This window comes from Deltaproteobacteria bacterium (assembly GCA_019309045.1).
GTDB lineage: Bacteria > Desulfobacterota > Syntrophobacteria > BM002 > BM002 > JAFDGZ01.
Window position 1 is genome coordinate 1 of the sequence record JAFDGZ010000105.1, and the last position, 11,634, is coordinate 11,634.

General features: G+C 53.9%; 10 protein-coding genes. 1 reads left to right on the top strand and 9 read right to left on the bottom strand.

Features of this window, described 5'->3' with window-relative positions:
- The 3 genes from JRI89_15400 to fabD form a co-directional block, all read right to left on the bottom strand.
- The coding region (locus tag JRI89_15400; GenBank protein MBW2072624.1) for a carbohydrate kinase family protein at positions 1-934 on the bottom strand (934 nt) is incomplete at its 3' end.
- A gap of 30 nt (positions 935-964) precedes the next feature.
- Complete coding sequence (locus JRI89_15405; protein MBW2072625.1) at positions 965-1,786, bottom strand: purine-nucleoside phosphorylase; 822 nt, start codon at positions 1,784-1,786, stop codon at positions 965-967.
- A 79-nt stretch (positions 1,787-1,865) separates the two neighbouring features.
- Complete coding sequence (fabD, locus tag JRI89_15410; protein MBW2072626.1) at positions 1,866-2,987, bottom strand: ACP S-malonyltransferase; 1,122 nt, start codon at positions 2,985-2,987, stop codon at positions 1,866-1,868.
- Between the two features lie 445 nt (positions 2,988-3,432).
- On the opposite strand from fabD, the gene JRI89_15415 reads away from it, so the two are divergent.
- A complete protein-coding gene (locus tag JRI89_15415; GenBank protein MBW2072627.1) occupies positions 3,433-5,340 on the top strand; it encodes a GNAT family N-acetyltransferase in 1,908 nt (635 codons plus the stop codon).
- A 50-nt stretch (positions 5,341-5,390) separates the two neighbouring features.
- On the opposite strand, the gene JRI89_15420 is transcribed toward JRI89_15415, so the two are convergent.
- From JRI89_15420 to JRI89_15445, 6 genes are all read right to left on the bottom strand, one after another.
- Positions 5,391-7,028, bottom strand: coding sequence for a pyruvate carboxylase (locus JRI89_15420; GenBank protein ID MBW2072628.1), 1,638 nt, complete (start codon positions 7,026-7,028; stop codon positions 5,391-5,393).
- 106 nt (positions 7,029-7,134) lie between these two features.
- Complete coding sequence (locus tag JRI89_15425; GenBank protein ID MBW2072629.1) at positions 7,135-8,571, bottom strand: acetyl-CoA carboxylase biotin carboxylase subunit; 1,437 nt, start codon at positions 8,569-8,571, stop codon at positions 7,135-7,137.
- Positions 8,572-8,821: 250 nt separating this feature from the next.
- Positions 8,822-9,439, bottom strand: coding sequence for a hypothetical protein (locus JRI89_15430; protein ID MBW2072630.1), 618 nt, complete (start codon positions 9,437-9,439; stop codon positions 8,822-8,824).
- Positions 9,417-9,809: a hypothetical protein gene (locus JRI89_15435; GenBank protein ID MBW2072631.1), complete on the bottom strand. Its 393-nt coding sequence runs from the start codon at positions 9,807-9,809 to the stop codon at positions 9,417-9,419. Before JRI89_15435 ends, JRI89_15430 begins: the two co-directional genes overlap by 23 nt.
- Before the next feature lie 177 nt (positions 9,810-9,986).
- Complete coding sequence (locus JRI89_15440; GenBank protein ID MBW2072632.1) at positions 9,987-10,148, bottom strand: rubredoxin; 162 nt, start codon at positions 10,146-10,148, stop codon at positions 9,987-9,989.
- A gap of 352 nt (positions 10,149-10,500) precedes the next feature.
- On the bottom strand, positions 10,501-11,619 hold the full coding sequence (locus JRI89_15445) for a hypothetical protein (protein ID MBW2072633.1): 1,119 nt from the start codon (positions 11,617-11,619) through the stop codon (positions 10,501-10,503).
- Between the last annotated feature and the right edge of the window lie 15 nt (positions 11,620-11,634).

Here is an 11,634-nt window from a genome sequence, read left to right on the forward strand (position 1 = left end):
GTTCTGCGCCAAAATTGGCTCGATATCTGCCCCAAAAATCTTCCTCGCTGAAGGAGTGCTCCTGGGTGCCATGGCATTCAACTGCATAACTCGCACAGGTGGCCCCAATTCTTGCTGCGGTGATCAGCTCATGTCTCATGACCAGCCCCTTGATCAGTCCCGCCCTGTAAGCGTCCCCTGCCCCTGTAGGATCAACCACTCGGGCCGCCCTGGCTGCCTTGACTTCTTCTCTCCCTTCCGGGGTATGGACAACAGAGCCCTGTTCCCCGAGAGTAGTCACCACCGCCTTTGTCCGCGCCAGGAGTTCTGTCATCTCGAGACCAGTTCGCTTGGTTATCATCTCCAGCTCATAATCATTGGAGATGAGCACCTCCGAGCCGCTGATCATCTGGCGCAGCTGTTTCCCCGAAAGTGCAGTGATAGACTGGCCCGGGTCAAAAATGTAAGGGATGCCGCCTTCTTTGTAGGCCTTGCTGTAAGCAGCCATGTCTTCAAGGTTTCCAGGCGCAACAATGGCGAGCGTCTCCTCGGGATTGCAGCTGCCGTCTACCTGAAACTCAGCACGGAATTTCATGGCCCCCGGGTTGAAGCCGGTAATCTGATTGTCCAGCAGATCTGTAGTGATGTAGGCACCGGCAGTGAGTTCTCCCTCGATTCTCCTGATGCCCTCGAGGGGTAAACCGAGAGTCTGCAGCCACTGTTCATACCTGTCAAAATCTTCGCCTGCAGTGGCGATGATCACTGGACGCTCCCCGAGCAGGGCCAGATTGTAAGCTATGTTTCCGGCAGTACCGCCAAACTTCTCCACCAGACCATTGACGGTGAAGCAGACATTGAGGATGTGGATTTTTTCTGGAAGAATGTGATCCTCGAACTTGCCGGGAAAATCCATAATGCGGTCATACGCCAGTGAGCCGGAAACCATAATCCGCATGCGATTCCTCCTCAGGGGTCTGCCCTTCTGCTACATTCTTTCGAGAATGTGTGCCACCAGTTTCACCAGCCTCGGCGCGGCTTTTTCAGCAGTGGCGATCACCTGTTCGATGGGAGCAGGTTGATAATTATCCGGTAGATTCACATTGGTGATAACTGAAAGTCCCAGGACTTGCAGGCCGGCGTGTACAGCAACAATTACCTCTGGAATGGTGGACATTCCCACGGCATCAGCGCCGATGAACCGCAGAAAACGGGTCTCGGCTGCTGTCTCCATGCTGGGTCCGGTGACCCCCACATATATTCCTTGCTGCAGCTTCAAACCCAGCTCCAGCGCCGTTTTTTCGGCCAGCTCCTGCAAAGCCCTGCTGTACGGTGCTGTCATATCCGGAAAACGGGGGCCCCAGGCCTCCACGTTTTCGCCAATCAAGGGATTTTGCCCGGTAAGATTGATGTGATCCCTGATAAGCATCAGGTCGCCGGGACTGAACATGGGATTGAGGCCGCCGGCTGCGTTGGAGATGACCAGGGCTTTTATCCCCAGAGCCGCCATGACTCGTATAGGAAAAGTAATCTCTTTGGGATGATAGCCTTCATAGAGGTGGAAGCGTCCCTGCATAGCAGCGACCTGGCAGCCTGCCAGCCTACCGAAGATGAGCCTGCCTTTATGAGAAGCCACTGTGGATCTGGGAAAGTGGGGAATCTCCCCATAGGGAACAGTCACAGCATCCTCGATCCGTTCGGCCAGGCCGCCGAGGCCAGTGCCGAGCACCAGACCAACCCTGGGCTGCAACGAGCACCTGCCGGCCAGGTATTGCAGGCATTCTTCAACTCTAGCAATCTCTTCTTGCACCCTGAGGTCCTCAATCACAACTGGTCATATGCCCACAGGCCTGAACTCTCTGAACATTGTGGCATTGTCGAAGAGGCTCCTACTCCACTATTGCCAGCTTTTGCAGACCAGTAAGGCATTTCTCCAGACTGTCTTCGTCTTCCACGTTATAGACAGCCACCTCTCTGTTGATCTGGCGCAGCAAACCGCGGAGCACCTTCTTTGGTCCTACTTCAATAAAGAAGCGGTAGCCATCTTCGATCAGTCTCTCCATTGATTGCTGCCAGTAAACGGGTGAGCACAGTTGACGGGCCAGATTGTCCCGGGCAGCTTCCCCGCTGCTTACGTAAGCGGCATCCACGTTCGACACCAGCGGACGCCGAGGGTCTTGAAAGGCAAATCCCGCCAGGTCTTGCTGGAACTCCTTGCGGGCGGCTTCCATATACCTGCTGTGCCACGGACCGCTCACCTGCAGCCGCACGCAACGCCTCGCCCCGGCAGCAGCAGCCATCTCCATGGCCTGCGCCACACCTGTGTCGCTGCCGCTGACAATAAGCTGCCCGGGAGAATTGTAGTTGGCCATCTCAATATGGCACTCCTGGCAGATCTGGGCGACTCTGTCTGCTGCCAGATTGAGAATGGCGGCCATGGCCCCGGGGTGCTTGTCTGCTGCTTGCTGCATGCGCCTTCCCCTGAGCTTGACAAGCTGCAGCACTGCCTCCTCGTCGAGCACTGCTGCTGCATACAGAGCGCTGTATTCACCCAGACTATGGCCCGCCACAGCAGCTGGCTGCAGACCTTGCAGCTCCAGCACCAGCAGACAGGCAATGTTTACCAGAGTTATGGCGGGCTGGACATTTTCAGTGAGCACCAGCTCTTCTTCAGGCCCCTCGAAGCACAGCCTCTCCAGGTCCATGCCCAGGATGTCTGTGCCCAGCTGAAAAAGCCGACGCACATCGTCGTACGTCTCAAAGAAGGATCGTCCCATGCCCACATATTGTGAGCCCTGTCCAGGAAATAGAAATACCACGCCCTGTTTCATGCCGTCACCTGTTTGTCCGAGCAGCTTTTTTCCCCACGAACAATTGACAACCGGCCGCACCGCTGCAGGCCTGGCGCTGTAAATCTCACCTGCCCTCCCGGCAACTTCGGCAGCATCCCAAAAAACCCTGCTAAACCACCACATTAAAAAGGGAGCCCCTTTATTGTCAAGTAGAATCATGCCAGGAGTACATCCAAATAATATAAATTGCATCTGCGAAGATCTTGTCGACTTCGCCAGGCCGTTCCTGGACATTCTTGGATAATCTCCTGCCAGGCAGCTGTGGTAATTGACCTGTCTCGAAAATCTGCGGTGCGCGGCTGCAGCTTGCAACTGCTGAAACGCCTTCCTATAATTGACCGACTTTTCCTGAATTCGCGGGAGAGAGCTGCGGCGAAGCTGGCAATATATCCGAGGTCTTGTGGAAACAGCTGCAATGATCTGCTGGTTGTTCTGCTGACGATCCCTGGCAGCCGCATCCAGGTCTGGATCATGAAGGAGGATGCAGCAGGCCAGCAACCAACAGTAGACGGCCAAGTCAAGCAGTTGTATTCTTAGTATTTGCTGAGAGACCGAAATCCTCGGCTCTGCGTCTATCACGAGAAAACATTGAAAAGGGAGTTCCGTGTACAGCAAAGAGTGGCAAGGAGAATACCAGGCCAAAGGCACACAGGCGCAGCAGGTGCTCGACCAGGTAGTCAGGGATGGCTGCAGGGTCTATATCGGCAGCGGCTGCGGCGCCCCGCAATACCTGGTCCAGCAGCTGGCCCGTCGGGTGGAGAAATGCAGCGATGTGGAGATAGTCTCCACCATCGTCAGTGGCCCTGTGCCTTTCCTTCAGGACGGTCTGCAAGGCTCGTGCAGGCTCAAAGTCATGTTTGTTACAGAGCCCGTAAGGCAGGCAGTATTCGAAGGGCGCGCCGATTATGTTCCTGTGTATCTCTCTCGGGCTCCTTCTCTTTTCAAGGAAGGTGTTCTCGCCCTGGATGTGGCCCTGATCCAGGTCTCCCCTCCGGACGCCCACGGCTTCTGCAGTCTGGGAGTTTCGGTGGACACGGTCAAGGCAGCAGCTGACAGCGCCCGCTTTGTCATAGCCCAGATCAACCCTCGCATGCCCAGGGTCCTGGGAGACAGCTTTGTTCACGTGAGCGAGTTGGACGCCGTAGTCGAACATGAAGAGCCCCTCCTGGAAGTGGTCACCCCAAAGCGCTATGCTATGGCTGAGAGCATTGCCAGACATGTGAGCAAGCTGGTGCAGGACGGCGCCACCATTCAAATCGGCATAGGTCGTCTTCTGGGTGTTGTGCTGGCACACCTTACTGACAAGCGCGATCTGGGAGTACATACAGAACTCCTCACTGACGCCTACCTGCCCCTGGTGGCCAGAGGGGTAATCACCGGCAGGAAAAAGACTCTGCACCGGGACAAGATAGTCAGCAGTTTCTGTCTCGGCAGCAGAGAGCTCTTTGACTTCGTACATAACAATCCTCAGGTAGAATTTTACCCCAGTGAATATGTGAACAATCCTGAAATCATCAGCACTCACCATCGTATGACCGCCATCAACTCAGCCCTGCAAATCGATCTCTCCGGGCAGGCCTGTGCTGATTCCCTGGGACACAAAGTATACAGCGGCATAGGCGGCTATGTGGACTTTAACATGGGCGCCTCCCGAGCGGTTGAAGGCAGGAGCATCATCGTGCTTCCCAGCACCAGTCCTGACGGCCGCAAATCGAGGATCGTCTCCCACCTCACTGTGGGCGCCGGAGTGGTGGGTACTCGAGCCTCGGCGCACTATGTGGTCACGGAATTCGGTATCGCTCATCTCCACGGCAAGACCATCAGGGAGCGAGCGCTGGCGCTCATAAACATCGCGCATCCCAGATTTCGCCAGGATCTGCTCCAGGAGGCCAAAGAGCTGAGGTACGTCTATGAAGACCAGATCCTGCCGCCTCCTTACGGCCAACTCTATCCGGAAGAATGGGAAACTTACCAGATCTTCGACGACAACCTCAAAGTATTCTTTCGACCCATAAAGCCTACTGACGAACGCGCCTTGCAAGAATTCTTCTATGCTCTGCCAGACGAGGATATCTACTATCGCTTTCTTTCCGCCATGAAAGTATTCCCCCACCGGGACACGCAGGCAATGGTCAATATCGACTATGAACACGAGATGACCATCGTGGGAGTGGTAGGCGAAATCGGCTCGGAAACCATTATTGCTGTGGGGCGCTATATTCTGGACCAGAAAACCAACTTCGCCGAAGTTGACTTTGCAGTTAGATCCGAATGGCAGCGCAAGGGGATAGGCACTTTTCTGGTACACTATCTATGTGAAATAGCAAGAAGCAAGGGCGTCACCGGTTTCATGGCCTATGTGCTGGCGGCCAACCGGAAAATGCTCAGCGTTTTTCACAAGACGGGCTACGTAATACACAGCAGCCTGGAAGATGGAGTCTACGAGATCAAGTTCCGCTTCGACGAACAGGCGCAACAATGTCTTACCGACCCGCCCGAAGAGGCCTCATGAGCTGGTGCCGAATCAGAGACTGACCCAAATTGAGCTAATCACCAGCTGTCTTACTGTGGAGCAGAATGGGAGTCAGCTCCCTCCACTTTGACGCTGATTGTGTGAAAGACGTGATCTACCAGAAGAGAAGTCAGTACGTTGGCCCCTTCACGCCTGGTGGAGATGACTTCGATGTAGTGGGGCTTGCCCCATTCATCTGCAAATTTGATTCTTTCACCCGCCTTGAAGCCGCCGCGGCGAAACCAGACTTCCGGAGGCAGCAGCCACGTCTTGCCACATCTCTCTTCAAAGCGCAAAAACGACAGGGCATCAAAAGGATACTGCAGGTAGAGTACCAGGTCCTCGTCGGAAACCGGCCGCTTTAATTCTCTTTGCAGCTTTGTTCTTTCTCCCTCCAGATCAGGCTCGGCTGGAGGCACCATACCTCCCTCGGTGGCCATGATTTCATGCCATTTCTTGCCGTCAGGCCGCTGGTATTCGAGCACTTTTTCGCATATCCAGTCGTGCGGTTCATAGAAGGGGAAGGGACCGTAGCGGCCGAGTATCAGGTTCTTGAGGTCCAGAGAAGGTCTCTGGTAGCGGCCGTACAGTACGTTGTTTACTGCAGTGGTCCAGAGAATCTGGGAGCCGGGCGTCACAGACCACCAGTTTCCCAGCTCCACCAGGACCCTGGCCATTTCTTCAAGGATCTCCGGCATTCTTTGCAGGAAGCCGCCCTTGTCAGCCTGTTCAAAGGTGCTGCCTGCGGCGCCCCCGGTAAGCTTGTAGCGGGCCACCGTGGGGTCGTGACCACGAAACTGGCTCTCAAAGGGTTCATAGATCTTTCGCTCCTGCCTAAGAATGTCGGAACACTTAACCAGCGCCTCCAGATCCATGGCTTCTACCTTTTTGCCGTAGTCTTCCAGGGTCTGAATGAGGGTGAGCGCCGGGGCCTGGCCATAGACCGAGCCGTAGCCGTGGTCAGCCACATCGCAGATCTTTACGCCTGCCAGTACTGCAGCAGTCATTCTGCCTATGTCGTTGCCGTCTGTGTTGCAGCCGTGGTAGTGGAGAATTGTCTCCGGGAAAGAGTTCTTGATTGCTTCTACCAGCTGGGAAATACGCCTGGGGGTTCCCAGGCCGGAGTGGTTCTTGATGGAAATGATTACCTCCGGGCCGGTCACCTCTAATATCTCGGCCACCTTGCCAACATAGTACGAATCTGTATGCTCCTTTCCTGTAGAGAAACAGATGCTTGGCATGAGGATGCGGCCAGCCTTCTGGACCTCTTCGAATACAGGTATCATGTTGGGAACATGATTGAGAAAGTCATAGACCCGCCAGACATCCACATAGCGGCAAAATTCTCTCACCGTGAAGCGAATGACGTTCTCCGGGTAATGGCGATAGCCAAAAAGGTTGGCGCCCCGGCAGACTGTCTGCAGCAAAGTCTGCGGCATGGCCCTGCTGACGATTCGCAGCCTCTCGAACGGGTTCACCTGTTTGCGCAGCAAATCCACATGGATGGAGGCGCCGCCGCTGACCTCAATTGAGAAAAAACTGGCCTTTTCCCGGTATGGCGCCACCCGAACTGTGGTCATTGGCATCAAGCGGTTTTTGAAATCGGACTGCGACACGTCCCGTTCGTTATTGCACAGGTAATAGCCCTCGCTGTTCCGCAGGGTGTCGAGTATTGCCTCCAGGGGCATTCCCTTGCTGATTCTTTCTTCCATAACGGCCTACACTCCACTTTTTATTTCATCGGCAACTGTGTACCGTTCTCTAATGCTGTCGTACCTGCAAAACAGCACCCCTTCACTGGGCGTAAGGATTGTAGCCATAGGCGTTGATCTCGGCAATGAGACGAGCAATCTTGTCTACCTCTCTCTCCTTCTCCTCATAGTCGAGCAGTTGCGGATGGGTGTCCAGATAGGAAGTGTCAAATTTCATCTGGATAAAATCAGGCTCGTTAACGATCTGCTGAAAAAAGGGGATGGTGGTTTTTACCCCTATGATGATGAAGCCGCTCAATGCCCGGGAAAGTCGATCCACTGCCTCCTGCCAGGTGAAGCCGTAGACCGTGAGCTTCACCATCATGGAATCGTAGAACGGGGGAATTTCATAGCCCTGATAAATGGCCCCGTCGAGTCTGACGCCATGTCCTGCGGAAGACTGGTACACTTGAACCACACCGGGCGTTGCCAGAAACTCATTCTTGGGATCCTCGGCATTGATTCGCAGCTCTATGGCGTAGCCCCGTTCCACAACTGCTTTCTGCGAAAAGCTGATCGGCTCTCCCATGGCAATCAACAGCTGTTCACGCACGATGTCTATGCCAGTAACCATTTCGGTCACCGTGTGTTCCACCTGAATTCTGGTGTTCACCTCCAGGAAATAGAACCTGCCGTCAGGCTCCACCAGGAACTCGACTGTGCCGGCGCTCTGGTAGTTCGACGCTTTGGCCACGCGTACCGCAGCGTCACAGATCTCTGCTGTGAGCTCTTTTGGCAAACCTGCCGGCGCAATCTCGATCAGTTTCTGATGGCGGCGTTGAATCGAGCAGTTTCTGGTACCCAGATGGACCACGTTGCCAAAACTATCCGCCAGGATCTGTACTTCAATGTGCTGCGGCCGCGAAAGGCATTTTTCCAAGTATATGTCATCGTTGCCAAAGGCCATGAGCGCCTCTGAACGGGATTGCTTCAGGCCGGCCAGCAGACTCCTTTCGTCGTCGACCTGACGAATCCCCCTGCCGCCGCCCCCGGATACTGCCTTGATCATAATGGGAAAACCATATTCAGCAGCAAAGGCAAGGGCCTCCTCATTTGCTGCCTCACCGGCACTCAAGGTTTCTGTGGCCGGGATCACCGGAATGTCAGAGTTCCTGGCAATGTCTCTAGCAATGACCTTGCTGCCCAGACTGCGAATGACCTCATGGGGAGGTCCAATGAAGACCAGACCCGCCTCGATGCATGCCTCGGGAAACTCTGGGTTCTCGGCCAGAAATCCGTAGCCCGGGTGTATGGCCTCTGCCCCTGTCTTCTTGGCCGCCTCGATAATTTTGTCGATGTCGAGGTAGTCTTTTCTCGGACCAGGGCCTATACATATCGCCTCATCAGCACGCATGATGTGGAAGGCATCCTTGTCCGTTTCCTCATAGATGGCCACTGCTTTGATGTCCAACTCCTGGGCGGATCTGATGATGCGCAGGGCAATCTCGCCCCGGTTGGCAATGAGGATTTTTTCGAACATGCGCTGCTCGATCATACGGCTCTCCCCTGTGGGCCATATGAAATGTGTTCCGTGTGACCAGATCCGCTGGAAAGTACCCACCAAAAAATCTATCGCCAAGGTAGCATAAAAGTCTTTCCCTGTAAACGAAGGGCAGCAGGCTGCCACAAGATAAAATCATGCAGCAGTCATCCATGCAAGCCTGCTGCCCTGCCCTTTGGCGGCAACATGCGCCGTTTCATAGAGTGTGTTCACCAGAAGGCGCGGCCAGTCAGTCCAGGTCTTTTTTCACTACTGTACCCGGCCTGTTGAGATCTCCCTCAATGTGGAATCTCACCGGCAGGAACCGCTCCACCACCCAGGCATTGGTAATGAGGTGTCGGCTGATGGCAGCTACTGTCATCCGGTGGCTGCCAGGCAGCATGGCAAGATAGATGAGAATCTGATCCGCCAGGTGGACATCCACTGCTGCTCCAGAACGGAGAAAGTGGAGCATCGCTTCAACCGCTTCATCTGCTACCTGCTCAGCTCGTTTGCCTCGTTTGCCGAGTGCTGAAAAACCGGCCAGCAAATCCTTGCCATGGGCGCAGAGAAACAGAAATGAGCCGGCAGATGCCGCCGAGGCGTCCAGCAGGGAGATGTTGGCAGTTATGCCCTGCCGGCGCAGCACAGTCTCTGCCTGACGGGCCTGTCTTTCCCTTATGTGAGCCGGCAACAGGCTCGATGCCGAAATCCCGCTGACCTGCTGCAGCTCAAAGGGTTCGTCCAGAGGAATCATTTGTCTTCGTCTGGCAGGATGGATATGGGCAGTTATCTGGCCGCCGCCCTTTGGATACCAGCCCCACCGCTGCAGCGACAAATGGGCCTCAAAGCCAAATTGCCGCAGCACAGGCAGAACTACCTGTTCGAGGTAGTGGTATGGTGGGCTCCAGGGCACGTGGGTGCCACCGGTTACCACCACGGTGGATTCCCTGTCTGCTCCCAGCAGAGGAGGCAGCAGCGTCTGCAACACCAGAGTGGCAGAGCCAGCAGTGCCTATGTGAAAGGAATAGTCGCCGGCTCGTATTTTTCCCGGGATAAAGGCAACTGACCGCTGTGAGATGCTGGGGGCGCAACCCTGGTTTGCTGCGGTTTGCCCTCACATTGGTGATCCGGCACCTCTGGCCGCTCATTGCAGCAAGAGCCAGCGAGGTGCGCACGATCTGGCCGCCGCCCTCACCGTAGGAGCCATCGATGACAATACTCTTACCCAGGTACATGGCCGATTGAATGTATCTGCCGAAATGAGCTATGAACGCCCATCTCTACAGAGAAGCAAGAACTTTCTTTTTGCCCGGCAATCACCTTTGTTATGAGCCAAAATAACAGCGGCGGTGACTTCCCCTGCAGTTCACCGCCACTAACGGAAAAAAATCTCCTGAGGATGCCAGTTATTCTCAGCTTTCCTTTTCGAAATCATCCTTGGCTGCACCGCACACAGGGCAGACCCAGTCATCAGGAATATCCTCGAACGGAGTCCCAGGAGCAATGCCGCCATCTTCATCCCCCACAGCCGGATCATATACATAGCCGCAAATCTGGCACACCCACTTTTCCATAACGCACTCCTTTCTTATCTTCTGCAGTAAGTCTTATTGCACTCTGCCAACCCTGCCACCTTCACCTAAAGGCAGCCCGCATGACCGGTCCAATTTACAATTTTTCCACTATATGATCAACCAGCAATGGCAGCAAAAAGAAATGCCTTCCATTTTCTCCTTTTCACCCCTCGAAGGCTGTGAGACTCGAGTGACAACTTGAATATTATCGAACTAATCATGATGCTTTCGTAAAAAGTGCCAAAAGCGTCATGCCGGACTTGATTCGACATCCACAACATATTGAAAACACTGGATTCCCGTCTTCGCGGGAATGACGACAGAGGGTACTTTCTGACTTTTTACGAGTTGATCAATCATCAAGCAGCAGCAATTCTATGCCAGGCAAATGAGCTGCTGGAGTGAGGATATATTTCTTAACTTTAAGAGTATTGTCTTCTACAAAGGCAACCACCGGATTGCCTTCATAAACAGCAATATCAACAGTCGATATGGTGCTCGAAGTCGACTCCGAAGGGTCTGCAAGAGTTGCCCATTCACTGCCGTTCCACCTACTCACGTCTATCCTTGGCGAACCAGTACTTCTGGTGTATACCGCATATAACTTCGTTCCAGCGGCAGCAATTCGCAGTGAATCGAAATAGCCGCTCGCTATGCTATCAGCCCCAATAATATGCCATTCGGCCCCATTCCATCCAGCTATGTACAGTTCGGCTCCTGAATTTTCTTCCCAAGCTACTACAGGAGACCCCTGGTACAGAACAATCTCTGGATCCGAAGCATCACTCCCATATCGAAAGAAGTCGCCAAGGTAGTCATAATCTCTCTGAACGGACAGCCATCCATTCTGAGTGCTTACAACATACCAGTAATTGGCATCACCCGTAATGGCTGGATCCTCGCCAACATCTGCAAAAGGCTCCCTCCAGCCACCATCCAACTCCAGTTGCGTCCCACTGGTACCAATTGGACTCTTTACATGCAGCATCATATAGGCAGAGGGAGTGCCATCACTGTACCTGCAGGCATATGTCACATAGGCACGGCCTTTGGCGACCGCCACAGTTGCGCCCCATTGATGCTGTAATTGGCTCCACGTAGTGGAAACCCACGTACCGTTAGCATTGGTGCCGAAACCCAGGTCATGGATGTCCGTGTGCCAGCAGGCAGCAATCAAATTGCCGGCTACGGCAATATCTGGATTATGACATTGATTCGTGGGATGTGCGACGACTTCCCAGCTGTTGCCGCTCCATTTCTTGATAACACCTTCGTCAAGATTCAAACTGACATTCGGATAACGATAAAAAACCAACAGATTTGTACCATCACTAGCTATACTTGCTTGGGAAACAGTGTCCGATGTAACAGGGGCAAAAGAAATCCATTCGCCAAAAGCAATTCTGTTATTGCCTGAAAATAATACAACAACCAAGACAATCACCAAGAAAAACATTTTTCCTTTCACCATCCCCCACCTCTCTCT

Excerpts from the sequence above, each read along its gene's own strand:
- JRI89_15440 (MBW2072632.1), bottom strand. The coding sequence starts at position 10,148 with ATGGAAAAGTGGGTGTGCCAGATTTGCGGCTATGTATATGATCCGGCT.
- JRI89_15420 (MBW2072628.1), bottom strand. The coding sequence starts at position 7,028 with ATGCCCCTGGAGGCAATACTCGACACCCTGCGGAACAGCGAGGGCTAT.
- fabD (MBW2072626.1), bottom strand. The coding sequence starts at position 2,987 with ATGATTCTACTTGACAATAAAGGGGCTCCCTTTTTAATGTGGTGGTTT.
- JRI89_15445 (MBW2072633.1), bottom strand. The coding sequence starts at position 11,619 with ATGGTGAAAGGAAAAATGTTTTTCTTGGTGATTGTCTTGGTTGTTGTA.
- JRI89_15425 (MBW2072629.1), bottom strand. The coding sequence starts at position 8,571 with ATGTTCGAAAAAATCCTCATTGCCAACCGGGGCGAGATTGCCCTGCGC.
- JRI89_15435 (MBW2072631.1), bottom strand. The coding sequence starts at position 9,809 with ATGTACCTGGGTAAGAGTATTGTCATCGATGGCTCCTACGGTGAGGGC.